Below are 24,733 nucleotides of genomic sequence, written 5' to 3' on the forward strand. Positions count from 1 at the left end.
ACGGGTGCCGACCATCGTCTGCTCGCCTTGGAGCCGCGGCGGCTGGGTCGCCAGCGAGGTGTTCGATCACACCTCCACCATCCAGTTCCTGGAAAAATGGACCGGCGTCACCTGCCCCAACATCAGCCAGTGGCGGCGCGACATCTGCGGCGACCTCACGTCGTGTTTCGATTTCACCACCAGCAACGCCGCCTTCCCGGTGCTGCCGAATACCGCCGCGCTGGCGACCCTGGCTACCAGCCAGCAAAGCCTGCCGAAGCCGGTGCCGCCGGCCGCCAATACGGTCATGCCGCCGTATGAGGCCGGGCAAAAAGCCCTGCGCGTGCAACCCTACCAGCTGAACGGCTGGCTGACGCAAGACCTGGCCAACAAGCAGATCTGGACCAACTGGAGCAATGGCGGCAGCAAGCCGGCGCCGTTGCAGATCAACCTGGATAACTATCGCACCGACAACCCGTGGATCTACACCATGGCGGCCAACGCCACTTCGAGCGATTACTGGCATGTGATCGCCTATGGCAACGGCTACTACGATCTGGAGATGCTGGCGCCGAACCAGTTCTACCGCCGCTTCAAGGGCTACCTCAGCGCTACTGCATGGCAGGGCCAGCCGGAACCGCAGGTGAAGCTGACCAACAACGGCGTCGGCCAGACGATCAGCATCCTGTTCGACAACAGCGGCACCAGCAACACGGCGGTGTTCACCTTGCTGGACCGGATCACCTCGGCCAGCACCAGCAGCCAGACTGTCACGGTGGCGCCGAAGCAGACCGCCACCATCCAGTTCAGCACCACCAACGGCTGGTATGATCTGAAAATCACGCTGGGCGGCGACAGCAACTTCATGCAGTCGATGGTGGGCTACACTGAAGGACAGCAAGGCCTGACGCGGCCACCAGTATTGCGTTGGTAAAGCAGAATGCCGGAGCAGCGCCGTCAACGGCGGCGTTGCATCCGGCGACAAGTAGTTGCGGACATCGGAATGGATGAAAAGAAATTTGCGTTAGGGCTGGGCCTGGCCGGTGCTGCGTTCGTCGCACTGCTGGTGTGGCTGACCATGCCCGCTTCATCTTCGCAAGCGCCCATTGCCTTGCTGCCGGCCGGCGGCACTGGTGCCGCTGTTGAAGCTGCGGCGCCGCCTGCAAAGCCGGCGGCCATCCCTGCTGCAATACGGGCAGATAGCGATTGCTCGATGCAGCGTCTGGACTCCTGGCGCCTGATCAGCGTCGAGATGGGCGGCTACCGGCAAGCCGGCATCGCTGTCTTCAACAACGCCAGGCGCGGTTCGCTGACCGTCAGCGAAGCGCAAAGCTTCGATGGCGACTTATTGCTGGAAAAGGTGAGCAGCAATTCGGTGACCCTGCGCTGCGGCCAATTGCGGCAGACGCAAGCGCTGGGTGAAAGCCGGGTCTCGGTGGAAGCGCCGGCCAACCCGGAAATGCGTACTGCGTTGCCGGCGCCGGCTGACGCCAATTGAGATAGGGTAGGGTGGGCGCCTGTGCCTACGCAGTGCCGCTCATCCGCGTGGGCACGGGTGCCCACCCTACGAGACTTGCACGTGGCCTGCCGTGTTTACTGCTATCCTTGATTTTTCAGGTCCAACGGACGCCCTCATGAAATGCCATTTTCTTATCACAGTTGCAGCATTGCTTCTGATGCCGGCAGTCGCGGGCGCGGCGTCGGCCAGCCCTGATTTCTCCAGCCGTTTCAAAGCCTGTTATGCCGCCGCCGGCAACGATGAATCGAAATCGGCCTGCCTGGCTGAAGAACTGGGCGCGCAGGACAAGGCCGTCGCCGCTGCGCATCAGGCAGCCGCACAGGCATTGGCCGGCGCCGACAGGCAAAAGCTGGCGGATGATTTCGTGGAATGGAAAAAATCGATACTGCTGGATTGTTCGCTGCAGGCCGACAGCCAGAAAGTGGCGATCGTCAGAGAAAACGCCAGGAAGTACTGCCTGATCGAACGCAGCCTGGCGCACAGGAATGCCGATGACGCTATCCGGCAAGACAAGACACTGAACCGCTAAGACAAGCAGGAAGCCGGACCGGCTCCAGCTGCTTGCCGGGTGTCTGCCGGATCAGCCTTTGACGCCGACGATCACGTGCGATGCCTTGAAAATCGCGACCACTTCCTTGCCCGCCGCCAAGCCGAGGTTTTGCGCGCTTTCCTGGGTGATGATGGCCGCCAGTGTCTGGCCGCCCTTGAGGCTGACTTCCACTTCGGTATTCACTGCGCCCGGCTTGATCGCCTTGACGGTGCCTTCCAGGCGGTTGCGGGTGGAAAACTTGATGCCGGCGTCCAGCGTCGACAAGATGATCCACGGCGCCTTGACCAGCGCCAGCGCTTCCGAGCCAATCTTCAGGTCCAGGTATTTGGTGCTTTCGCGGGTGATCACCGCCACGATGCGCTCGCCGCCGGCGAGCGTGATTTCGACTTCGTCATTGACGGCGCCAGCGTGGATGGCGCTAACCTTGCCGGCGAATTCATTGCGTGCGCTTGTCAGCATGTCCAACTCCTTGTTTGTCTTGATCGGATTCCAGTACAGATGCCTGGAAAAAGGGAGTTTTATCATACCCCAATGTACCCGAGCGGCGTTCATGCGCTGCTGCTAATCGCTATGTGATTGCAGTGATAGTTGACCACCGTCATCGGTTTCTGAGCGAGGCTGTGCGAATATCACTATATTCATAAGAATATAACGACAGCCTCAGGCCAAATCCATGTTCATCCGCCAATTAACTTACCTGGTCACGCTGGAGCGCGAAAAGCATTTCGGCCGCGCCGCGCTGGCCTGCAATGTTTCGCAGCCGGCCCTGTCCGGCGCCATCCGCAGCATCGAGCAGGAACTGGGAATGACCATCGTGCAGCGCAGCCGCCGCTTCGAAGGCTTTACGCCGGATGGCGAGCGAGTGCTGGCGTGGGCGCGGCGGGTGCTGGCGGACTGCGAAGGCTTGCGCCAGGAAGCCGGCGCCAACGAGCGCGACCCGGCCGGCACGCTGCGTTTCGGCGCCATTCCGACCACCTTGCCGCTGGTGCCGCTGCTGACCGAGGGCTGCCTGCAGCAGTTCCCGCGCATGCGTCATACCGTGTACACCATGGCGGCGGCCGACATCCTGCGCCAGATCAGCAATTTCGAGCTGGATATCGGCCTCAGTTACCTGCAGGACGAGCGCCTCAAGGACTTCGCCACCGTGCCGATGTTCATCGAGCGCTATGTGTTGATCGCCCGCGACGACAGCCTGTTCGCCGGCCGCAGCGCCATGTCCTGGGAGGAGGTGGCGCGCTTGCCCTTATGTCTGCTGACCAACAACATGCAATGCCGGCACGGCATCGACGCCGCCTTCGCTGCCGCCGGCATGATGGTGCAGCCGCGGGTCGAGACCGATTCCATGATGGCGCTGTATTCCTACGTGCGCTGCGCCGGCCTGTACAGCATCGTGCCGCACAGCGTGCTGACCTTGCTGGAGATGCGCCAGGAACTGAGTGCGATCCCGCTGACGCCTGAGCTGCAGCGCGAGATCGGCCTGGTCATGCTCGACCGCACACCTCTGACGCCCTTGCTCAATGCCGCGCTCGCCAATTTCCGTGGCCTCGACCTGCAGGCGCGGGTGGATGCGCTGCTCGATTGCTGAGCAGTGCTGATAACCGGCGTTGATAACCCGGACTGATCATTCCATCAGATCAAACGATTAGCCGTCTCTCTCTGAATTTTCCATACTGCGTTCCAAGGCAGCAAGCGGCTGCCGGGATCGGCGCACCGTGCGCTGCGAACTCACAGAGAAACGGAAAAAATCATGGCCAAGATTGTTTGTGTACTGTACGACGACCCGGTAAGCGGCTATCCCACCAAATATGCGCGGGACGACCTGCCGCAGCTGGATGGCTACCCGGACGGCCAGACGCTGCCGACGCCGAAAGCGATCGATTTCCAGCCCGGCACCTTGCTGGGCAGCGTCTCCGGCGAACTGGGCTTGCGCAAATACCTGGAAGCGCAAGGCCACCAGCTGGTGGTCACTTCCAGCAAGGACGGTGCCGGCAGCGTCCTCGACCGCGAACTGCATGATGCCGAAATCGTCATCTCGCAGCCGTTCTGGCCGGCCTACATGACCGCCGAGCGGATCGCCAAGGCGCGCAAGCTGAAGATGATCGTCACCGCCGGCATCGGCTCCGACCATACCGACCTGCAAGCCGCCATGGAGCGCGGCGTCACCGTGGCCGAGGTCACCTATTGCAACAGCAACAGCGTCGCCGAACACGTGGTGATGATGACCTTGTCGCTGGTGCGCAACTACATTGAATCGTATAACTGGGTCATCAAGGGCGGATGGAACATCGCCGATTGCGTCGCCCGCTCTTACGACCTGGAGGGCATGAATGTTGGCACGGTCGCCGCCGGCCGCATCGGCCTGCGCGTGCTGCGCCTGCTCAAGCCGTTCGGCGTCAAGCTGCACTACATGGACCGCCACCGCCTGCCGGAGTCGGTTGAAAAGGAATTGAACGTGACCCATCACAGCAGCCTGGAAAGCCTGACCAAGGTATGCGATGTGGTGACCTTGAACTGTCCTTTGCACCCGGAAACCGAAAACATGATCAACGCCAAGACGCTGGCCGGATTCAAGCGCGGCGCCTACCTGATCAACACCGCGCGGGGCAAGCTGTGCGACCGCGACGCCATCGCCGCCGCGCTGGAAAGCGGCCAGCTGGCGGGCTATGCCGGCGATGTCTGGTTCCCGCAGCCGGCGCCGGCCGACCACCCTTGGCGCAAGATGCCGCATCACGGCATGACGCCGCACATCTCCGGCACCAGCCTGTCGGCGCAGGCCCGCTATGCCGCCGGCACCCGGGAAATCCTCGAATGCTATTTCGAAGGGCGGCCGATCCGCAACGAGTACCTGATCGTGCAGGATGGCAAACTGGCGGGAGTAGGGGCGCACTCCTATAGCGCCGGCAACGCTACCAAGGGTTCGGAAGAAGCTGCGCGCTTCAAGAAGTAAGCGCAGATGACTTTCTCATCGGAGAAATCCGCCGGCAGCGCCGGCGGTGTGGGTCCGGCTGCCGATGGCAGCCGTATCAGCGCTCATGCCGCACAAGTTCTGCGCGCCGGACTGGGCGCATTCCTGGCGCTCGCCGCCGTCGGCTGGCTAGCCCACGCTAGCCGCCAGCCTTGGATACTCGGGTCCTTCGGCGCCACTTGCGTGCTGCTGTTCGGTTTTCCGGACGGACCGTTTTCGCAACCGCGCAATATCATCGGCGGTCATCTGCTGACGACGTTTGCCGGACTGCTGGTACTGCAGCTATGCGGCCCCGGCTGGCTGCCGATGGCGGCGGCCTGCGCCTGCGCCCTGATGCTGATGATGTTGACGCGCACCGTGCATCCGCCGGCCGGCAGCAATCCGGTGATCGTTTTCATGGCGCAGCCGGGCTGGTCTTTCCTGCTGCTGCCGACGCTGGCCGGCGCCGCCCTGATCCTGCTGATCGGCTGGCTCTACTGGCGCGTACTTCAACGTAAGCGCTGGCCTTCGCGCTGGTATTGAAAGCGGACCTTACTCGAAAGGAAAGCGCAAACCGGCATCCGCACGCGCCATGTCCAGCGTGGAGATCATGGCGCGGGATAGCTCGAAGCTCATGATTTCGCTGCGTATCTTCTTATCGCGCAGCAGATCGGTGAAATGCTGGGTTTCGTGGCATAAGCCATCCCCTTGGTAGTCCGCCGCCAGGCTCTCGCTGGCGCCGGATTCGCGCACCAGCAACGCTCTGGACGGATTCCACCATTTTCCTTCGATCAGCAGATGGCCGTGGCTGCCGCCGATCAGGGCGCGGCCATCGCTGGCGCTGCGCATGCTGGAAAACAGGCTGGACATGCCGTGCGCATGGCGGCAGCTGAGCGCCGCCGTTTCGTCGACGCCGCTGGCGCCGATATCCAGCAGCGCCTTCACTTGAGATGCCGGGCCCAGCAAGTCGCAAGCCAGGAAAGCGGGATAGATCGCCACGTCCAGCAGGCTGCCGCCGGCCTGGGCCGGATCGAACACCTTGTGTGTGCGGTCGTTGAACAGATAGGAGAAGCCAGCGTCGACGAAATTGACGTCGCCGATTGCGCCATCGGCGAGCAGGGCCTTGATCTGCCGGTAGAGCGGATAGAAGGCCGGCTTCATCGCTTCCATGAACAGTACTTGATGCTGCTCGGCGGCCGCCAGCACCGATTCCAGCTGCTGCAGGTTGGGCGCGGCCGGCTTTTCCGAGAGCACCGCCAGTCCGTTTTGCAGGCAGGCGATGGCGAAGGAGGCGTGCTCCATGTGCGGCGTGGCGATGTACACGGCATCGAGGCCGGCCGCCAGCAATTCCTCCAGGCTGGCATAGCTGTGCGGCAGCTGGAAGCGCGCCGCAAATTTCTGCGCCGATTCCAGCCGGCGCGAAAAAGCGCCGGCCAGCTGTGCGCCCTGCACGTATTGAAAATCAGAGGCGAAGCGCTCGGCGATGCCGCCGCTGCCAATTATTGCCCATCGAATCATCTGCTTCCCGGAGTAAGTTATCGTTGCAATCAGTGTCAGAGGCAAAAGATAACGTAAATCCGAGGCAGCAGCCAGTGCGGCACAGCCGGCGCCAGCAGCGCCGGCTGTGCCAGGTCCGGCTTCGGATCAGGTTCAAGTTTCATTCAGCAGCCCGGCCTCGAGCGCCCGTTCCTGGTTCCTGAATATCGCCATGGCAGTGCTCATGCGCTTGAATCCCAGTTTCTTGTAAAAGCCTTCTTTGCCCGGGACCGCGTACAGGATGATCTTCTTGTGGCCGGCCGAGAGATCGCGCAACTTGGTGATGATGGTCCTGCCCAGACCGCTTCCCTGGAAATCCGGATGCACCGCGACGTCGCAAATATAGGAACAATCGATGCCGTCGGCCAGCGCGCGGCCGACGCCGACCAGCACACCCTGTTCAAACACAAAGCACTTGTAGCGGCTGTTGGAAAACGCCAGCTGCAGATCGGCCGGATCCTTGTCGCCCAGCGGCGCGATCCGGTAAAGCTGCGACAAGGCGCTCCAGTCGATCGCCGATTGCTCGTAAACCCATTCCATCTTCAGCCTCTTTCCGGATATGCCAATACGCCACTGTAGCGCCGATTGCCATCGGCGTGAAGCAAGGCCGGATGATTCAGAGCTGGTCGCGCAGGGTGATCTGGAGTTCGCGTTTTTCCGCGGCCGACAGGACCGAAACCTTGACCTTGCTGCCGGCCGCTTCGGTGCGCAGGCGCTTGCGGAAATCGGGCAGGCCGGCAGACGTCACCGGTACGCCGTCGACGGCGACGATGCGGTCGCCGACTTGCAGGCCAGCCGCCGCCGCCGGGCCGCCCGGAGTGACGTCGACCACCTCGAAGGCCTGCTCGCCGGCGTTGATCCACATGCCGGAACGGTCGTATACGCCGCTGTCGGCCACTGGCGCTGCGCGCGGTTTCAGATACATGATCTGGTTGCCGTAGTCGAAGGTGACCACGAAGCGTTTCATGAAGCCGCTGCCGATATTGCCCTCGAAATTGGCATCTGAGAATGCGCCCTTGTCCTGCAGCGCCAGGCTGTTGATCACGTTTTCCTGGCGCACATCGCCCAGCGTCAGTTCCTTGCCGCGCACCACATACGAGCGCGACGGTCCGCCGACGCCCCAGCCGTCAATCGCCAGCGCGCCGTGCGGATGGCTGTCGCGCCATTTGTGTTTATCGACAAAGGGTTTGGTCAGGGTGATTTCGGAACGCGAGCCGGTATCGATATTGAAGCGGCCGGGGATGCCGTCGACCGTGCCTACAACCTGCACGCTGTGATCGTAAAACTTGAACGGCACTGGCCTGCCAGCCTCGGCCGGCGAGAATTTGGCCGGATCGGTCAAGGTCAGGGTCTGCGCGCCGTAGTCGAAGGTGGTGACGAAGCGGCGGAACACTTCAAAGCCGATCATGCCTTCTTCTTCGAAGCCCTCGGTTTTCGCCGAGCTGAAATTGAGCACGAATGCCGGCGTATCGCGCATGGTCATGGCGCCGACCTGTATCTGGTCGACCTTGAGATAGCCGGTGCTGACGGTGTTCTCGCCGGCGCCGCCGGACTGGGCATCGCCTTTCGGCTTGAGGCCCAGTGCCGCGGCGGTCGCCGGCGTCAGGATATTGTGGCCGCCGGTGTCGAAGATGAAGCGGAACGGTCCTTTGCCGTTGATGAAGACCTTGGCGTAGACATGATTGTTGAGCAGCTCGAACGGAATCGTGGTGCTGCCGCCGGGCAGGCTCAGGTTGCTGCGCGACCAGGATGGCGGCGAGTAGGCGCTGGCCGGCCGCGCCGGCAGGAAGCTGGCTTGCGTCAGCGTCTGCAGCTCAGGCGGGCCGCCGGTGCCGCTGTCGGTCTTGATGCTGCCGGCCAGCATGACGCCGTCGACGGCGCGATAGTCGCCATAGCTGATGGTGATGGTCAGGAACAGCTGCACTTCGACCACCCGCGCCAGCAGATGCGACTGCTGGTCGAACCATGCTTGGAACGGCTTGCCGCCCTGCGGGCTTATCTGCAGCACCGCGTAGTTGCGTTCGCCATCCTGTTTGTTGCCAAGACTGCTGATGGCGGCGCCGCCGTGATCGGGCAGCCACCATTTGTTGGCGTTTCGATAAGCTTCGTTGACGGCCAGCTGGATGCGGTCGCCGCCTTGTTCCGGCGTTACCGCGCCCGACTGGTCGCGCATCCATGGCAGCTGGCCGTCGTAGCCATTGGCGCCGCTGGTCGGATCGGTGTCGAAGGCATCGATGAAGAAACCATGGCGGGCGTCGCTGATGGAGCTGACCGTGCCGCTCAGGTCGTTGCCGCTGTAGGCGTAGAGCGTCTGTAAGGTCGCCTTGCCGCGCCAGGCGTCGCCGCCGGCTGCGCGGCGATAGGCGGCCAGCACCTTGGCGGCGTCGGCTGTCTGCTGCGCGCTGGCGGCCGCAGGCTGGGTGGCTAAATTCTCTGCTGCATGCAGAGGGCTCGTGCAGGCGACTGAAGCCATGGCGCAGGCCAGCATCAAGGCGTTGATGCTGGCGTGGCGGCGGCGGGCCTGTTCCATCGGAGAGGTTTTTGGTTTCATGGCCAGATGATGTCGCAGCGGCGCAGAAACTGTCTTGTATCTATTTGACCTCGTTGCGCCAGGCGCCTGGCGAGCGGCCGGTGACGGCGGCTACCGTGCGCGTCATGTGCGACTGGTCGGCAAAGCCGCAGTCGATGGCGATCTCGGGCAGGCACTGCTCGCCGGCGACGATGCGGCGCCAGGCCAGCCGTCCGCGCAGCTGAGCGCGATAGGCTGAAGGACTGATGCCGAACACTTTGCGGAAGCCGCGCGAAACGGTGGCGTCGGCCAGGCCGCGTTCTTGCGCCCAGCTCTGCAGGCGCAGGTGCGGATCCTGGGCCAGGGCGGCGGCCAGCTGGTCCGGCCAGTCGGCCATGGTCAGGGGAGCGGCGCACATATTGGCGAGCACGAATGCGGCTGCTGCGCGCGGATCGCGCTCGGCCAGCCGCGCCGCGCTGTCCGGATCGGCAATCCGCATCCGCGGCGCCGCCGGTTCCTGCCAGGTGTGCAAGGGAATGTTCAGTATCAGGGAGCTGGCGGAAATATAGCGGTTGAGATGGGCCTCGAAGGCGCCGTGCACCACGATGTCGCCGGCGCCGACCTGGAAGCGGCCGCGGTCGCCGGCTTCCTCGTAGCGGCCGGAGAGGACCAGCGCCAGGTAGCTGGCGTCGTGCCGATGGCGCGGCATGAGCTGGTCGCCGTGCTGGTATTGCAGTTGACAGGGAACCGGACTAAAACAGGATGCACTCACATTCAGCCTCGCTGCAAGATGGGATCTGGGTGTATCTTTATATACTAGGAATAGATTCGGCGGCAATCATGGAATTATCAAACCGGCTATTTTTCACCTGATAGTCTTGCCGACGGCCGGCGCCGATCAAGGCACGGCACCTTCCGCTAGCAGCTGTGCGCCTTTGGCGGTTAGGGATACCAGGCCGTCCCGGCCCGGCCGCGAGTCGATCAGGCCGTCGGCGCAGGCGTCTTCCCAGATCATGAAGCGCGGGCAGGAAGTCTTCCAGACATCGATGGTTTCAGAGTAGCGATGAGATCCTTGTGCGACCCATTCCAGCAATTGCAAGGTCAATGAATGATGGGCATCGGTCATGACCATTCTCCTTTCGGACAGCGACACTACTGCTAGCCTACGCCGGTTCGGGAATTTCTGCCGCGCGCGCAGACGCTAGGCGTAATATTGGTCGTCCAGCAGCATGTCCTCGAAAAAGGCGCCGAACTTTCCCCGCGGGTCGCGCAGGTGGATTTCCAGTATCCAGCGCAGCGGCAGCGGGCTGCGCTCGAAATCGGCCAGCGAGCCGGTGTGGATCGCCGCATGCGGAAAATCGGAGACGCGGTGGCCGGGCAGGTCGGGATTCAGCTGCCAGCCCATGCTCCTGGCCTGTTGATCGGCATATTTGTACAATTCCCGGCCGCTGAGCTGGTCGTTGCTCCAGACCGCCCGCACCTGGTGGAACAGGGCTTCCGCATCCGCTGCGCACTTCGCATATTCCTCGCTGTGCCCCACCACGAAGGAAGCGCCGCCGTCGCCTTCCCAGGCATCGACCCTGGGCGCGATATCGAGAAAGAAGATGTCGTTCTCTTGCAGCACGACACCTGGTTCTGACGGCTGCTTCATCGGCTTCGTGGTATTTTTGCCGAAGCGTACCCGGGTCGGATGCCAGCTCAAGGCATGGCCCTGGGCTAGCAGGATCTGCTTGGCCTGCTCGACCGCATGTTCCTCCGCCATGCCCGGCTCGACCATGGCGGCGATGGCGCGGATCGCCTGCCGCGTCTGGTTCCTGGCATGCAGCATGCCGTCCACGGAAAATGCCGGACCTACCCGCTCTGCGTTGTCATTCATGATGTTCTCCTGTTGAAAATGGATGGCTGTCGGCCTGGAGAAAGTATGGACAACAAGCGGCCATGGCGAAACCGCTGACAGGACTGCTATCCTGCCAGCCTGGGCGGGATTCCTGCCATTTGCCGCCGATCGCGCGCAAGCGCCGGCCTGAGGCGGGTTATGCTGGCATCTCCGCCAGCAAAGGAACAAGCGATGCGCACGATTGCAATCCTGGTATTTCCCGGCGTCCAGTCGCTGGACGTCTCCGGTCCGATGGACGTGTTCGCAGAGGCCAACCGCTTCCTCAGTCCGGCCGACCACTATCGGCTGCTGGTGATCGGTACGGAGCGTGGCACGATCCGTTGTTCCAACGGCTTGCAGATTACCGCCGACAAGCACTACAGCGAGGCAGAGGATAGCTACGACCTGGTGCTGGTGGCGGGCGGTCCGGAACTGGCGCGGCAAGCGGCCGATGGTGCAGTGTCCGCGTGGCTGCGGCAAAGCGCAGCCAGCTCGGTGCGCATCGCTTCAGTCTGCAACGGCGCTTTCCTGCTGGCCCACGCCGGCCTGCTGGCCGGCAAGAGCGTCACCACCCACTGGAATGACGGCGCGGCGCTGGCGGCCATGTGTCCGGATACGTCGGTGCAGGCCGACCGCATCTTCCTGCGCGACGGCAAGCTGTATTCATCGGCCGGCGTGACCGCGGGCATCGATCTGTCCCTGTACCTGCTGTTTGAAGATTTCGGCCCGGAACTGTCGCTGAATGTCGCCAAGCGCCTGGTGGTGCATATGCAGCGCAGGGGCGGGCAATCCCAGTTCAGCCCCTATCTGACGCCGTATGCGGAGGAATTGTCGATCGTCGGCCAGGTCCAGCAATATGTGCTGGCGCATCTGCAGGCCGACCTGACGGTGGAAGCGCTGGCCCGGCAGCTTGCCATGAGTGCGCGCAATTTCGCCAGGGTGTTTGTACGGGAAGCCGGGGTGACGCCGGCTGAATTCATCGAAAGCGCCAGGATAGATGCCGCGCGCGCCTTGCTGGAGTCAGGTAGTGCACCCTTGAAAACCATCGCCTTTGATTGCGGCTTCCGCAACCGCGCCCATATGCGCGCGGTATTCATGAAACGGCTGGGCATCACGGCGCTGCAGTACCGCGCCAATTTCGCCAGCTTTGCCTCGATGTGAGCCTAAAGCCATCAACCCTTCCAGGTGCGCTGCAGGCCGGTATCGGCATGGATCCAGCCGCCGCGCGCACCCGGTCGATAGTAGAAGCCGACGCCGCCCTGGCGGAAACTGCGGATCAGGCCGCCTAGCACGTCCGGCTGCAGCTGCGCCAGGCGGATGTCGGCGGCGCGGCCTTCCAGGTGCAAGGATTTGCGCGCCGCCGGCACGCCGCTTTCGATCAGGCCCCGGTTGGTCGCCGGCGTGCGGTATCCCGACAGGATTTCCAGCGGCTGGTTCATGCCGTAGCGAGCGATAAAGGCTTGCGTGCCCCATAGCGTTTCCAGCAGCTTGGGGTCGATCGCCTCGGTTTTCTTGGCTTGCACGTCGCGCAGCAGATGGCACAGCTCCTGGTAGGCGGAATCCTGCACTTCGCCGTCTTTCCAGTACAGCAGCTTGGCATGCTCGCCGCTGGCCGGGCGCGTTACTTCCAGCACGCGCGGCTTGAGCCAGAAATCCATGTCTATCAGCTGGGCGTCGAAAATGTCCGGCGGCGGATCCATGGTGGCCTGCATGTCGGCTGCTGGATTGACAGCATTGCCGTTCGATGCGGATTTTGCGATGGCCAGTTCAGCGGAAAACAGCCCGGCGGCGCCCAGGAATAAACTCTTTTGCAGGAATTCTCGACGGGATGACATGGCGGTCCAAATAGAAGGCGATGGGGAATTTTAGCTTACCGTTTCCGATTTGAGTAGCACTCCCTGCCGGCTGGCGGATGCTGATTGCCAACGGCCGACGTGCAAACGCTGCACCTGCCGCATTCAGAAATGGCGCGGGACCAACGCTGTTGCCGCTTTCAAGGCGCCGGCGCATTCCCTGCCAGCTTTCTTTGGAGGCCGCGGCAGCGGAAATCTCGGGTTGCTGGCATTATTCATGGACATTCCGGCTGGCCCGGCGATCGTCAAGCGCGGGCAACCGGGCGCCTTTAACGTTTTATTTCAAGGACGTGTTTTATGCCAATTTTTTCTTCCACATGCAAGACTGCCGCCATCGCAGCGCTGCTGAGCTTTTCCATGGCAGGCAGCGCCTTTGCGCACGCCCATCTGAAAACCGAAGTGCCGGCGCATGATACCGTCGTCGCCAGCGCGCCAAGCGCATTGCGGCTGGAATTTTCCGAGGCGCTGGAGCTTGCATTCAGCGGCGTGGCGCTGAGCGATGCTAGCGGCAACAGCATCGCCACCGGCGCCGCCGCGCTGGCGCCGGACAGCAACATGGTGTTGCTGGTTCCGCTCAGCGGCCGCCTGGCAGCCGGCGTGTATACCGTGGCATGGCATGCGCTCTCGCGCGACGGTCACAAGACCAAGGGCAGCTATAGTTTCACGGTACGCCCTGGATGACACTGGATGCCGTGCTGGATACAGTAATTGCAGGCAACCGGCTGTTGCACTACCTGGCGTCGATGCTGATTTTCGGCAGCAGCGCCTTCCTGTGGAAAATTGCAGCGCCGGGGCTGCGTATGCAGCTCGACCGTCGCTTGGCTTTCAGCTTGCGCGCGGCGCTGCTGCTGGCGCTGCTGACGGTGCTGGCCGGACTGCCCCTGCAGGCCGCCGAGATCGTCGGCAGCTGGCAAGCCGCGCTGGATCCGGCGCTGCTGCAGAAACTGCTGGGCACCGCCATCGGCCAGGCCTGGCTGCTGCGGCTGCTGCTGGCTTTGCTGCTGCTGGCGGTCAGCATGCTGCGGCAGCCGGGCCGGTTGGGGGCCCTGGTTGTTAGCGCCGGCCTCTTGCTCGCCAGTCTGGCGCTGAACGGACATGCCGCCATGGACCAGGGACTGCGCGGCTTCCTGCACGGCGCCAATCACATCGTGCATTTGCTGTGCGGCGGCGCCTGGCTTGGTTCGCTGCTGCCTTTTTTGCTGTGCCTGCGCTTGCTGGACTATCCTGTCGCGCGCAACGATGCGGGCCTGACCCTGCGGCGCTTTTCCAGCGCCGGCCATGTCGCCGTCGCCGGCGTCCTGCTCAGCGGCGTTGTCAACACCATGCTGGTGCTGGGACGCTGGCCGACCGACTGGTCGTCGCCTTACCAGCTGCTGCTGTCGCTGAAAATCCTGCTGACGGCGGCGATGGTGACGCTGGCGATCGTCAACCGCTATGTGCAGGTGCCGCGCATGCAGAGCGACGCAAGGCTCGCGGTGGCTGCGATCAGGCGTTGCACGCTGATCGAAATCGGCCTCGGCATGGCGGTGCTGGCTCTGGTGTCGGTATTCGGCATGCTGGAACCGGTTTGAGCGGCGGCGTCGCCGCTTGATGCGGAACTGCTTTGTAGAAGGCGCGCAGATAGCCGGTTGCCCCTGTGCGATGTTGAATGTCTCCACTGTTTAACGATAGGAAAACCATCATGCACATCGATCTGAGCAATAAACTCGCCGTGGTCAGCGGCTCCACCGCCGGCATCGGACTGGCGATCGCACGCGGCCTGGCGCAAGCCGGCGCCGAAGTCGTGGTCAACGGCCGCACCCAGGAGCGCGTCGATCAGGCGCTGGCGACGCTGCGCGCCGAACTGCCGCAGGCGCGCCTGCAGGGCGTCGCCGCCGATCTCGGCAACGCCGCCGGCGCTGCCCAGCTGTTCGCCCAAATCCCCAAGGCCGACATCCTGGTCAACAACCTGGGCATCTTCGAGCCCAAGGCATTTTTCGAGATCGGCGACGACGACTGGCAACGCTTCTTCGACGTCAATGTCATGAGCGCGGTGCGGCTGTCGCGCCACTACGCGCCGCAGATGGTCGCCGCCGGCTGGGGCCGGGTCCTGTTCCTGTCGAGCGAATCAGGCTTGCAGATCCCGAGCGAGATGGTGCACTACGGGGTCACCAAGACCGCCTTGCTGGCAGTATCGCGCGGCCTGGCGGAAACGCTGGCCGGCACCGGCGTGACGGTCAACGCCGTGTTGCCGGGACCGACCCGCTCCGAAGGCGTTGGCAATTTCTTTGAAGCGATGGCGCAGGAGCAGGGCGTCGAACTGGAAAAACTGGAACGCGATTTCGTCGCCGAGCACCGTCCAAGTTCGCTGATCCGCCGCCTGGCGACGGTAGAGGAGGTGGCGAACATGGTGGTCTACCTGGCATCCGCCCAGGCCTCGGCCACCACCGGTTCGGCGGCGCGCGTAGATGGCGGGGTAGTGCGCTCCATCGCTTGATGCTGTAGGGTTTGCCCGGCTCGCGGGGCGCGTGACGTTTGATGACCAATTTGTCATACGAGTGTCACGCGATCGCCCCGCATGAAGTCCTAGACTTGCGTTCAGCGAAGTCGGACTGCGACTTTGCCTAACGTCACATTTCCAGGACATCGTCCGGTGTGCGGTAAAGACCAATCTTGCAAAGGCAAACCAATGAAGACCCATCTCAAGCTCACCCTGATCGCCTTCGGCATGGCTGCCGGTATCATCGCTTCGGCGCCGGCGCAGGCGCAAACGGCGGCGCCGGTCCAGGCGGTCAACGTCGTGCTGGTGCACGGCGCCTGGGCCGACGGCTCCAGCTGGGCCAAAGTGATTCCGCGCCTGCAGGCTGCCGGCCTCAATGTCACTTCGGTACAGAATCCTTTGACATCGCTGGCCGATGACGTAGCGGCGACGCGGCGCGCACTGGCGCTGCAGCATGGTCCCACCGTGCTGGTCGGACATTCCTGGGCCGGCACTGTCATCAGCGAAGCCGGCGACGATCCCAAGGTCAGCGCCCTGGTGTACGTGGCGGCGCGCGCGCCCGATGCCGGCGAAGATTTCGGCGCGCTCGCCGCCAAGTATCCGACCATGCCGGTGCGCGCCGGCGCCAAGGATCATGACGGCTACGTCAGCCTGACTGAAGATGCCTATCTCAAGTATTTCGGCGGCGACCTGCCGCATGATGAGGCGCTGGCGCTGTATGCCACCCAGCAGCCGATCGCCAATACTTTGTTCAACGGCCGTACCACGGTCGCTGCCTGGCGCACCAAGCCAAGCTGGTACGCCGTCTCCACGCAGGATATGACTACCTCTCCTGACCTGGAGCGCTTCCTGGCAAAGCGCATGCATGCAACCACGGTCGAGCTGAACTCCAGCCACCTGTCGCTGCTGTCGCATTCCAAGGAGATCGCTGACCTGATCCTGGCCGCGGCTGGCAAAGCACAGTAAGGAATTCTCCCTGCGCATGGCTTAACTGCCTTTTCAATGTGCACTGGCGTACAGACCTGGGGATGGCCCGCAGGCATTCTGATACGGCCGATAACAGTTATCCGGAAGAATTGTTCCGGCTGCTTCGGCTATGAAGATGCCTCTTTTTTCCTGGAGAAAAGCATGAGCCTGAACTACGAAGAACGCGATACTTACGGCATGTATAAGCGCAACGGTCCCGGCCCCCATCTGATGGGCGCCGATACGCTGGTTGGCAACGACGTCTATAACCGCCATGATGAAAGCCTGGGCGATATCAAGGAAATCATGTTGGATATGCGTAGCGGCAAGATTTCTTATGCCGTACTGTCTTTTGGCGGCTTCCTCGGCATGGGAGAAAAACTGTTTGCTGTGCCCTGGAATGCGCTGGTGCTGGATCCGGCCAATAAGCGCTTTGTCCTCAATGTGGAAAAAGACCGCCTGAAAAATGCGCCTGGCTTCGACAAGGACCATTGGCCGGACATGGCAGACCAGAGTTGGATGCGGGAAATTCATTCCTACTATGGCATTACGCCAGAACAGGATGAAACCCGTTTGTAATATTGCGTGATTCAGCCGCTGATGCGTCCTGGCCGATGCCCCGGCTTATTTCACTTCATCGTGGATCTCGGCCAGATAGCCGCCCGGGAACTGCACCACCGCGCTGTGCCCGCCGGCAGTCCGGTAAGGCGGCGACAGCAATGTGGCGCCGCTGGCGCGCGCCTTGGCCAGGGTGGCGCCGAGGTCGCTGACTTCATAGCCGGTGGTTTCACGGCCGAACGGGTAGGGCAGTTTGCCGTCGCTGACAAAGACGAGCATTTTGCCGAAGCCGGAACTGATCCTGATACGGCGGATCTTGTCGCCGGGACGACCGATCTCGCCGCCATCGACGCTGCGCTCATCCGAGACTACCGCACCGCGCGAAAAACTGAGGAATTGCTGCACGAACCTGTCCGCCGCCAGCGGCGAGACATACACGCGGTTGTCCGGCACCGTCTGCAGCGGCGCGTAGGATGGCGCCTTGGTATGCCAGTACAGCTGCATCTTGATGCCGCCCGCCCATTGGATCACGGCATCCTTGCCGATCGGATCGTCGAAGGTATCGACCGCGACGTCGGCGCCGGCAGCGATCGCCGCCTGCACGGCGGCGCCGATATCGGTCACCAGGTAGCCAGTGCGCTCATCGCCGAAGCCATAGGGAATCGGCGTCTGGAAGGCGAATACGGAAAGCATGCCGACCGGGGTCTGGATGTATTGGGAGGCGGTCTTGCTGGGCGTCGGCGTGACCGTGAAGACGGCGCGCGGCGAAGCCTTGCCGTCGAAGGTGGCGACGAAGCTGCTGACGAAAGCATCGATATCGGCATTCGCCACATACACGTGGGTGGTGTCGTATTGCGGCCCGACCGAGAAATCCTGGCCGGGACCGCCGACCCGCACGGCGCTCTTGGCTATGGCGGGCGGGTTGAAACCGCAGGCGATGGCACCAATCATGATGACGGCCGCGGCGCGCCGAAGCGGGGAAGAAATCTGCATGGGCGAGCTCCTTGACAGGAAAACCGATGCCGATGGCCGGCATCATGTATCAAGGATTCTAGCGAGAAACCGGCAACTCCGTCGGGATCACCGGTACGGTGCCTGCTGTAGCGGCAGGCTGCCGGATTATTTCAGGAAAACCGGCATGGCCAGCTGCTTGCCCTTGGCGTCGACCACATTGCCCATTTCATGCACCACTCGGGCCTGCACATTGTCCGGCAGGCGCACGTAATCGAGGCTGTTGGCGATGGTGTCGCCTTCCATGAAGGCCCAGGTAAAGAACTGGATCACGGCCTTGGTCTGTTCCGGCTTGCTGGTGACGCGCGGCACGTAGACATAGGTGGCGCCGGTGATCGGCCAGCTGCCGGAGCCTGGCTTGTCGGTCAGCATTTCTTCAAAATTGCCGGTGGTTTTCCAGCTGCTGTTGGCCAGCGCGCTGTTGAAGGAATTGGCGTCCGGCCGCACGTACTGGCCGTCGCGGTTTTTCATCTGCGCATAGTTGAGATTGTTTTCGATGACATAGGCGTACTCTGCGTAAGCGATCGCGCCCGGCGTCTTTTTCAAGGCGGCCACCAGGTCGCCCGTGCCTTTCATTGTCTTGATATCGGCTGGCCAGGCGATGCTGAAGTTGCGGCCGTACTGCTGCTTCCATTCCGGACTGACGGCGCTGAAATAGTCGGTCAGGGTATACGTGGTGCCGGAGCCGTCGGCGCGCGCCAGCGGCACGATGCGCAGGTTAGGCAGCGTCAGCTTGGGATTGTCCCTGGCGATGACGGCATCGTTCCATTTATCGATCTTGCCCAGGTAGATGCCGGTGATCGCCTCAGCCGTCAGGCGCAGCTCGCCATCCTTGATGCCTGGCAGGTTAATGATAGGCACCACGCCAGAAATCACGGTCGGAAAATCCAGTAAGTTGGATTTTTTCAGATCGGCAAGCGACATCGGCGCATCGCTGGCGCCGAAATCGGTCGTGCCTTCCTTGATTTTCTTGATGCCGGCGGATGAGCCGATCAGCTCGTAGGCCAGCTTGTTGCCGGTTTTCTTGTTATACGCCGCGTCCCATTTGAGGTAGAGCGGAGCGGCGGCGGTGGAGCCGGCGCCGTTGATGTCGGTGGCGTGGGCGGTGACATGAGATACGCCCAGGGCGACCGTGCAGGAGAGTACAAACAAATATTTCAACATTTACAACCTTACGCGTGAGTGTCTTCAAGAGCTGCAGCAAATTCGGTATTTCGTACAGCGTGTCTAGATAAGCAGAGCGGCATTTTCGCAGAAATGCGCGGCAAACTGTATAAACGAATTCAGCGTTGTTGCGCCGGCAACAGGCAGGCGCCGGGAAGAAAAAAAGCCCGCACCTTGACGGTAGCGGGCTTGACAGACGGGAGGAGCTGCCTGGTGTTGTTGCTGCAGCACTTTCTGTTGCCCTGCAAGCAGTGGCTTGCAGGGACTTGCGCGTTATCAGCGGTGTATCAGAATCGCCACAGGATGTTGGCCTTGATGGCGTTGTCCCGCACTTTGTTGCCGAACTGGCCAGAATAGCCCAGGCCCAGCGTCACGCTCTTGCTGACATCGACGTCGATGCCGGTTTCCAGCAGCGCGCTGTCGCGCGCCACCGGCACGCCGCTGACATTGAACGCCGCCGCGCCGTTGCTGCTGAACGCCAGACGGGTGGTAGGCGTAACGTCGCCGAAAGCATGGCGCCAGCCGACCGTGCCATACACCGCCACGGTTGAGGTGGCGGCGCCAAGGCGGCTGCCGACTCTCAGTCCGAGCGTGGAAAACGTCACGTTCTGGCTTTGGCTGCTGCTCGTCAGCGCTGCCGGGCCGCCGCTTTCGCTGAAGCTGTCGCCGTGCACGTTGACATAAGCCAGGCCGGCGAACGGTTCCAGCGCCACCTGGCCGGCGGCGATGCCGTAGCCGACCTCGCCGAACACCTGGGTGGTGTCGGCGTGGTAGCTGGCCTTGGTGCTGTCGGCAAAGCTCGGGAACACGATGCTGCGGTCGGCGTCGACCTTGTTGCGGGTATAGGCGCCGCCCAGGCGCACCCCGACTGCGCCGAACTGCGCGCCGGCATACAGCGCCAGGTGGTAGCTGTCGACCGAGGCCGAGCCGTTGGAGCGGCTGGTGTCGAACGATGAGTGGCCGATGCCGCCGGCGACGCCGACGCGCCATTGATCGTTCAGCGGCGTATCGGCGCCGATGATGAAGCCGCTGCCGCTGCGATCGACATCGGCGCTGCCGTTTTCGCCGTCAAGCTTGCTCTTGGCGCCGTACAGCTGGCCCCACACCACCTGGGCATTGCGGCGATCGTCCTTGCAGGCGTCCTGAGTGTTGAGCTGGCTGTTCGGCTGGGTGGCGCTATCCGCCATGCAGCTGGCCGTGCCGCCGCCAGACAGGGCCGACAGCACGCCGGAACGCGGCGCCGTTCCCTGGCGCGCGCGCGCCGTCACCGCATCGCGCACATAGCGGCTGTCTTCGATCAGGACGCTGTTGGCGCTGGCGTAGATCTCCCCTGACAAGCTATCGAAGGCTGCCCGTGCGGAGGCTGGATCGAGCGAGGTGATGGTGTCATAGATGGTGTTGCCGCCACCCAGGGTAGTCACCGCGCCCGCCACGTTGTACTGGTTCGGAGTATTGGCAACCTGCTGGAACTGGACCTGGTTGCGCGCCAGCTGCAGGAACACATTGTTGGCGTCGTAGCGCAGGCTTGGCGTCAGGAACACCAGGTTGGTGGTGGTGCCGGCAAACGTGCCGCTGACGCCGCCCTTGGCGTTCAGGATGGTGTAGTTGTTGGTCGGCTTGTAGTCGCCGGTCGCTGCCAGCACCTGTACCGTGCCGCCGTTCAGGCTGGCGCTGCCGGCAACGTTGATCAGGTCGGCGGTCTGCGCTGTCGCCTGCACCCGGTAAGTCGATCCCGGATTGAAGGTAGCGTTGCCGGCAACCGTCATGCTGCCGATCGGCTGGCCGACGCCGGCGACGGCTGCGGTGCCGCCGCTGTTGACCACCAGGCCGCCGATCGTACCGGGCCCCTGGACGGTGGCGCCGCTGTTGACGGTGACGGTCGAGTTGGCGATCGAGCCGGTGACCGCCAGCGTGCCGCCGTTGACCGCGGTCGGTCCGCTGTAGGTGCTGACGCCGCTCAGCCCCAGCACCCCCGCGCCCAGCTTGTCGACGCCGCCGCTGCCGCTGATGACGCCGGCAAAGGTGGTGTCGTCGGAACGGTTGAAGCTCAAGGTGCCGTTGTCGACCACATTGCCGGCCAGGCTGCCGGTGGTGCCGCCATTGCCGATCTGCAGGGTGCCGCCGCTGATGGTGGTGCCGCCGCCATAGTTGTTGGCGCCGGTCAGGGTCAAGGTATCGCTGCCGCCTTTGGTCAGCGAGCCGCTGCCCGACATCACGCCGCCATAAGCGCCGCCGCCGTTGACCGTCAGCCCGCCGCTGCCGAGATCCAGATTGCCGTTGCCGTTGAGGCCGCCCGTGGTGACCTGGTAGCCGTTCAGGTTGAGCGTGCCGCCGTTCAGCGCCAGGCTGCCGCTGCCGAGCGCCGCATTGTTGCCGACGATGATGCTGCCGCTGTTGAGGATGGTGCCGCCGCTGTAGGTATTGGCGTTGGCCAGGGTCAGGCTGGCGGGGCCGTCCTTGGTCAGGCTGCCGCTGCCGGAGACGACATTGCTCAAGGTAAGGTCGTTGCTGCCGGCAATGGTGAGGCCTGCGTTCAGCACGACGCCATTATTCAATGTCAGCGGCACGCTGTTATCCAGCGTTGCCGCGCCGCCGACAGTGAGGACGCCGCTGCCGATGGCGCTGCTGTTGCCCAGTATCAGGCCGCCGGCATTCAGCGTCGTGCCGCCGGTATAAGTGTTGGCGCCGTTCAGGGTTTCAGTGCCGCTGCCTTGCTTGACTATCCCGCCGCTGCCGCCGATGACGCCGCCGAAGGTCTGGTTAGTGCCGTCGCCGAAGGTCAGCGTGTTGCCGCCCAGCGTCACCGTGCTGCCGGTCACGCCGGCGAGGGAACCGATGGTCTGGTTGCCTGCGCCCGAGATATCAAATCCGGCGCCGGCACCGGCGACATTCACCGCACCGGTAGCCGCCAGGCTGCCGCCTGCACCCAGTATCAGGTTGCCGGCATTGATGGTGGCGCCGCCAGTAAAGGTGTTGGCGCCGGTCAGGGTTTCAGTGCCTGTGCCTTGCTTGACCAGCCCGCCTGTGCCGCCAACCACGCCGCCGAAGGTCTGGTTAGTGGCATCGCCAAAGGTCAGGTTGTTCGCTCCCAGCGCTACCGTGCTGCCTGCCACGCCGGCCAGCGAGCCGATGGTCTGGTTGCCCGCTGCAGAGATGTCGAAGCCTGCGCCGGCGCCGGCCAGATTCACCGCGCCGGTAGCAGCGAGGCTACCGCCTGCGCCCAATACCAGCTTGCCGGCATCGATGGTAGCGCCGCCGGTAAAGGTGTTGGCGCCGGTCAGGGTTTCAGTGCCTGCGCCTTGCTTGACCAGCCCGCCGGTGCCGCCAACCACGCCGCCAAAGGTCTGGTTCGTGCCGTCGCCGAAAGTCAGCGTGTTGCCGCCCAAGGCCACCGTGCTGCCGGCCACGCCGGCCAGCGAACCGATGGTCTGGTTCCCTGCGGCCGAGATGTCGAAGCCGGCGCCTGCGCCGGCAACATTCACCGCGCCGGTGGCCGCCAGGCTGCCGCCCGCACCCAGCACCAGCTTGCCGGCGTCGATGGTGGCGCCGCCGGTAAAGGTGTTGGCGCCGGTGAGCGTCTCAGTGCCGGCGCCTTGCTTGACCAGCCCGCCTGTGCCGCCAACCACACCGGCAAAGGTCTGATTGGCGGCGTCGCCAAAGGTCAGCGTGTTGCCGCCCAGGGCGACCGTGCTGCCGGCCACGCCGCTCAGCGCGCCGATGGTTTGATTGCCTGCGGCGGAGATGTCAAAGCCGGCGCCGGCGCCGGCGATATTCACCGCGCCGGTGGCTGCCAGGCTGCCGCCTGCACCCAGCACCAGCTTGCCGGCGTCGATGGTGGCGCCGCCGGTGAAGGTGTTGGCGCCGGTAAGAGTTTCAGTGCCTGCACCTTGCTTGACCAGGCCGCCGGTACCGCCGACAGCGCCGCCAAAGGTTTGATTGCTGGCATCGCCGAAAGTCAGGGTGTTGGCGCCCAATGCAACATTGCTGCCGGCCACGCCGGCCAGCGAGCCGATGGTCTGGTTGCCGGCTGCCGAGATGTCAAAGCCGGCACCGGCGCCGGCGACGTTCACCGCCACCGTCGGCACCAGGCTGCCGCCTGCGCCAATGGCCAGCGTGCCGGCATTGATGGTGGCGCCGCCGGTAAAGGTATTGGCGCCGCTCAGGGTTTCCGTTCCCGTGCCTTGCTTGACCAGCCCGCCCGTGCCGCCGATGACGCCGCTAAAGGTTTGATTGGTGGCGTCGCCAAAGGTCAGCGTATTGGCGCCCAGCGCCACTGTGCTGCCGGCCACGCCAGCCAGCGATCCGATGGTTTGATTGCCCGCAGCAGAGATGTCAAAGCCGGCGCCAGCGCCGGCAACGTTGACTGCTACGCTTGGCGCCAGGCTGCCGCCCGCACCCAGCACCAGCTTGCCGGCATCGATGGTGGCGCCGCCGCTGAAGGTGTTGGCGCCGGTCAGGGTTTCAGTGCCGGCGCCTTGCTTGACCAGGCCGCCGGTGCCGCCGATGACGCCGCCGAAGGTCTGGCTGGTGGCGTCGCCGAAGGTCAGGTTGTTGGCTCCCAACGCGACCGTGCTGCCGGCCACGCCTGCCAGCGAGCCGATGGTCTGGTTGCCGCCGGCCGAAATATCAAACCCGGCGCCTGCGCCAGCCAGATTCACCACGCCGGTCGCTGCCAGGCTGCCGCCGGCGCCGATGGCCAGCTTGCCGGCATTGATGGTGGCGCCGCCGGTGAAGGTGTTGGCGCCGGTCAGAGTTTCGGTCCCTGTGCCTTGCTTGACCAGGCCGCCAGTGCCGCCGATGGCGCCGCCGAAGGTCTGGTTGCTGGCGTCACCGAAAGTCAGGGTGTTGGCGCCGAGGGCGACCGTGCTGCCAGCTGCGCCAGCTAGCGAGCCGATGGTCTGGTTACCCGCTGCGGAGATGTCAAAGCCTGCGCCTGAGCCGGCCACGTTCACCGCCACCGTCGGCGCCAGGCTGCCGCCGGCGCCCAAAGCCAGGGTGCCGGCATTGATGGTGGCGCCGCCGCTAAAGGTGTTGGCGGCAGTCAGGGTTTCAGTGCCTGTGCCTTGCTTGACCAGTCCGCCAGTGCCGCCGATGACGCCGCCGAAGGTCTGGCTGGTGGCATCGCCGAAAGTCAGGTTGTTCGCTCCCAGCGCCACCGTGCTGCCGGCCACGCCGCTCAACGCCCCGATGGTCTGGTTGCCGCCTGCCGAAATATCAAACCCGGCACCTGCGCCAGCCAGATTCACTGCGCCAGTCGCCGCCAGGCTGCCGCCTGCGCCAATGGCCAACTTGCCGGCATTGATGGTGGCGCCGCCGCTAAAGGTGTTGGCGCCGGTCAGGGTTTCGGTCCCTGTTCCTTGCTTGACCAGGCCGCCGGTACCGCCGACTACGCCGCCAAAAGTTTGATTGGTGCCGTCGCCGAAGGTCAGGTTGTTCGCTCCCAGCGCTACCGTGCTGCCGGCCGCGCCGGCCAGTGAGCCGATGGTCTGGTTGCCGGCTGCCGAGATGTCAAAGCCTGCGCCTGCGCCTGCCACGTTCACCGCTACTGTCGGCAGCAGGCTGCCGCCCGCGCCCAGGGCCAGCGTGCCGGCATTGATGGTGGCGCCGCCGGTGAATGTGTTGGCGCCGGTCAGGGTTTCGGTCCCTGTTCCTTGCTTGACTAGGCCACCGGTACCGCCGATGACGCCGCCGAAGGTCTGGTTGGTAGCGTCGCCGAAGGTCAGGTTGTTCGCTCCCAACGCTACCGTGCTGCCTGCCACTCCGGCCAGTGAGCCGATGGTCTGGTTGCC

23 protein-coding genes are annotated in these 24,733 nt (G+C 63.7%); 12 read left to right on the forward strand and 11 right to left on the reverse strand.

What is annotated here, in order from left to right; genetic code table 11:
- The 3 genes from VNZ65_RS24825 to VNZ65_RS24835 form a co-directional block, all read left to right on the forward strand.
- Positions 1–913 (forward strand): phospholipase domain-containing protein (locus tag VNZ65_RS24825; protein ID WP_325673891.1); only part of this gene is annotated, 913 nt, incomplete at its 5' end.
- Positions 914–982: 69 nt separating this feature from the next.
- A complete protein-coding gene (locus tag VNZ65_RS24830; RefSeq protein WP_325673893.1) occupies positions 983–1,477 on the forward strand; it encodes a hypothetical protein in 495 nt (164 codons plus the stop codon).
- A 178-nt stretch (positions 1,478–1,655) separates the two neighbouring features.
- Positions 1,656–2,027 (forward strand): hypothetical protein, encoded by a 372-nt coding sequence (locus tag VNZ65_RS24835; protein WP_325673895.1) that lies wholly within the window; start codon positions 1,656–1,658, stop codon positions 2,025–2,027.
- Between the two features lie 51 nt (positions 2,028–2,078).
- On the opposite strand, the gene VNZ65_RS24840 is transcribed toward VNZ65_RS24835, so the two are convergent.
- Positions 2,079–2,507, reverse strand: coding sequence for a TOBE domain-containing protein (locus VNZ65_RS24840; RefSeq protein WP_325673896.1), 429 nt, complete (start codon positions 2,505–2,507; stop codon positions 2,079–2,081).
- A gap of 214 nt (positions 2,508–2,721) precedes the next feature.
- Here VNZ65_RS24840 and VNZ65_RS24845 point away from each other — a divergent pair, with 214 nt between their 5' ends.
- From VNZ65_RS24845 to VNZ65_RS24855, 3 genes are all read left to right on the forward strand, one after another.
- A complete protein-coding gene (locus tag VNZ65_RS24845) occupies positions 2,722–3,633 on the forward strand; it encodes a LysR family transcriptional regulator (protein WP_325673898.1) in 912 nt (303 codons plus the stop codon).
- Positions 3,634–3,795: 162 nt separating this feature from the next.
- On the forward strand, positions 3,796–4,995 hold the full coding sequence (locus VNZ65_RS24850) for an NAD-dependent formate dehydrogenase (RefSeq protein WP_325673900.1): 1,200 nt from the start codon (positions 3,796–3,798) through the stop codon (positions 4,993–4,995).
- A 6-nt stretch (positions 4,996–5,001) separates the two neighbouring features.
- Complete coding sequence (locus tag VNZ65_RS24855) at positions 5,002–5,535, forward strand: HPP family protein (protein WP_325673902.1); 534 nt, start codon at positions 5,002–5,004, stop codon at positions 5,533–5,535.
- Positions 5,536–5,544: 9 nt separating this feature from the next.
- Here VNZ65_RS24855 and VNZ65_RS24860 read toward each other — a convergent pair whose 3' ends face one another.
- The 6 genes from VNZ65_RS24860 to VNZ65_RS24885 all read right to left on the reverse strand — a co-directional run bounded on the left by VNZ65_RS24860 (position 5,545) and on the right by VNZ65_RS24885 (position 10,913).
- Positions 5,545–6,510, reverse strand: coding sequence for a Gfo/Idh/MocA family oxidoreductase (locus VNZ65_RS24860; protein ID WP_325673904.1), 966 nt, complete (start codon positions 6,508–6,510; stop codon positions 5,545–5,547).
- 132 nt (positions 6,511–6,642) lie between these two features.
- Positions 6,643–7,068, reverse strand: coding sequence for a GNAT family N-acetyltransferase (locus VNZ65_RS24865; protein ID WP_325673906.1), 426 nt, complete (start codon positions 7,066–7,068; stop codon positions 6,643–6,645).
- A 76-nt stretch (positions 7,069–7,144) separates the two neighbouring features.
- Entirely contained in the window at positions 7,145–9,079 is a 1,935-nt protein-coding gene (locus VNZ65_RS24870) for an aspartyl protease family protein (RefSeq protein WP_325673908.1), read from the reverse strand.
- A 40-nt stretch (positions 9,080–9,119) separates the two neighbouring features.
- Positions 9,120–9,746, reverse strand: a complete 627-nt coding sequence (locus tag VNZ65_RS24875; protein WP_325673910.1) for an AraC family transcriptional regulator — start codon at positions 9,744–9,746, stop codon at positions 9,120–9,122.
- A 189-nt stretch (positions 9,747–9,935) separates the two neighbouring features.
- On the reverse strand, positions 9,936–10,163 hold the full coding sequence (locus VNZ65_RS24880) for a hypothetical protein (protein ID WP_325673912.1): 228 nt from the start codon (positions 10,161–10,163) through the stop codon (positions 9,936–9,938).
- A gap of 75 nt (positions 10,164–10,238) precedes the next feature.
- On the reverse strand, positions 10,239–10,913 hold the full coding sequence (locus tag VNZ65_RS24885) for a M24 family metallopeptidase (protein WP_325673914.1): 675 nt from the start codon (positions 10,911–10,913) through the stop codon (positions 10,239–10,241).
- Positions 10,914–11,105: 192 nt separating this feature from the next.
- On the opposite strand from VNZ65_RS24885, the gene VNZ65_RS24890 reads away from it, so the two are divergent.
- A complete protein-coding gene (locus tag VNZ65_RS24890; RefSeq protein WP_325673916.1) occupies positions 11,106–12,074 on the forward strand; it encodes a GlxA family transcriptional regulator in 969 nt (322 codons plus the stop codon).
- 11 nt (positions 12,075–12,085) lie between these two features.
- Here the strand turns inward: VNZ65_RS24890 and VNZ65_RS24895 are convergent, their stop codons facing one another.
- Complete coding sequence (locus tag VNZ65_RS24895) at positions 12,086–12,748, reverse strand: YcbK family protein (protein ID WP_325673918.1); 663 nt, start codon at positions 12,746–12,748, stop codon at positions 12,086–12,088.
- A gap of 315 nt (positions 12,749–13,063) precedes the next feature.
- Between VNZ65_RS24895 and copC the strand changes: the two genes are divergently transcribed.
- The 5 genes from copC to VNZ65_RS24920 all read left to right on the forward strand — a co-directional run bounded on the left by copC (position 13,064) and on the right by VNZ65_RS24920 (position 16,790).
- Positions 13,064–13,447, forward strand: a complete 384-nt coding sequence (gene copC, locus VNZ65_RS24900) for a copper homeostasis periplasmic binding protein CopC (RefSeq protein ID WP_325673920.1) — start codon at positions 13,064–13,066, stop codon at positions 13,445–13,447.
- Positions 13,444–14,337 carry a copper homeostasis membrane protein CopD gene (copD, locus tag VNZ65_RS24905; protein ID WP_325673922.1) on the forward strand — a complete coding sequence of 298 codons (894 nt, stop codon included), beginning with the start codon at positions 13,444–13,446 and terminating at the stop codon, positions 14,335–14,337. Before copC ends, copD begins: the two co-directional genes overlap by 4 nt.
- 110 nt (positions 14,338–14,447) lie before the next feature.
- On the forward strand, positions 14,448–15,242 hold the full coding sequence (locus tag VNZ65_RS24910) for an SDR family oxidoreductase (protein ID WP_325673924.1): 795 nt from the start codon (positions 14,448–14,450) through the stop codon (positions 15,240–15,242).
- A gap of 192 nt (positions 15,243–15,434) precedes the next feature.
- A complete protein-coding gene (locus VNZ65_RS24915) occupies positions 15,435–16,211 on the forward strand; it encodes an alpha/beta hydrolase (RefSeq protein ID WP_325673926.1) in 777 nt (258 codons plus the stop codon).
- 168 nt (positions 16,212–16,379) lie between these two features.
- Positions 16,380–16,790 (forward strand): PRC-barrel domain-containing protein, encoded by a 411-nt coding sequence (locus VNZ65_RS24920; protein WP_325673934.1) that lies wholly within the window; start codon positions 16,380–16,382, stop codon positions 16,788–16,790.
- A gap of 45 nt (positions 16,791–16,835) precedes the next feature.
- Here the strand turns inward: VNZ65_RS24920 and VNZ65_RS24925 are convergent, their stop codons facing one another.
- From VNZ65_RS24925 to VNZ65_RS24935, 3 genes are all read right to left on the reverse strand, one after another.
- On the reverse strand, positions 16,836–17,762 hold the full coding sequence (locus tag VNZ65_RS24925; protein WP_325673928.1) for a glyoxalase: 927 nt from the start codon (positions 17,760–17,762) through the stop codon (positions 16,836–16,838).
- Positions 17,763–17,888: 126 nt separating this feature from the next.
- On the reverse strand, positions 17,889–18,944 hold the full coding sequence (pstS, locus tag VNZ65_RS24930) for a phosphate ABC transporter substrate-binding protein PstS (RefSeq protein WP_325673930.1): 1,056 nt from the start codon (positions 18,942–18,944) through the stop codon (positions 17,889–17,891).
- 287 nt (positions 18,945–19,231) lie between these two features.
- A partial coding sequence (locus VNZ65_RS24935; protein ID WP_325673932.1) for an autotransporter-associated beta strand repeat-containing protein occupies positions 19,232–24,733 on the reverse strand: 5,502 nt, incomplete at its 5' end.

It is taken from the genome of Collimonas sp., assembly GCF_035566555.1.
In the GTDB taxonomy this organism is placed as follows: Bacteria; Pseudomonadota; Gammaproteobacteria; order Burkholderiales; family Burkholderiaceae_D; genus Collimonas.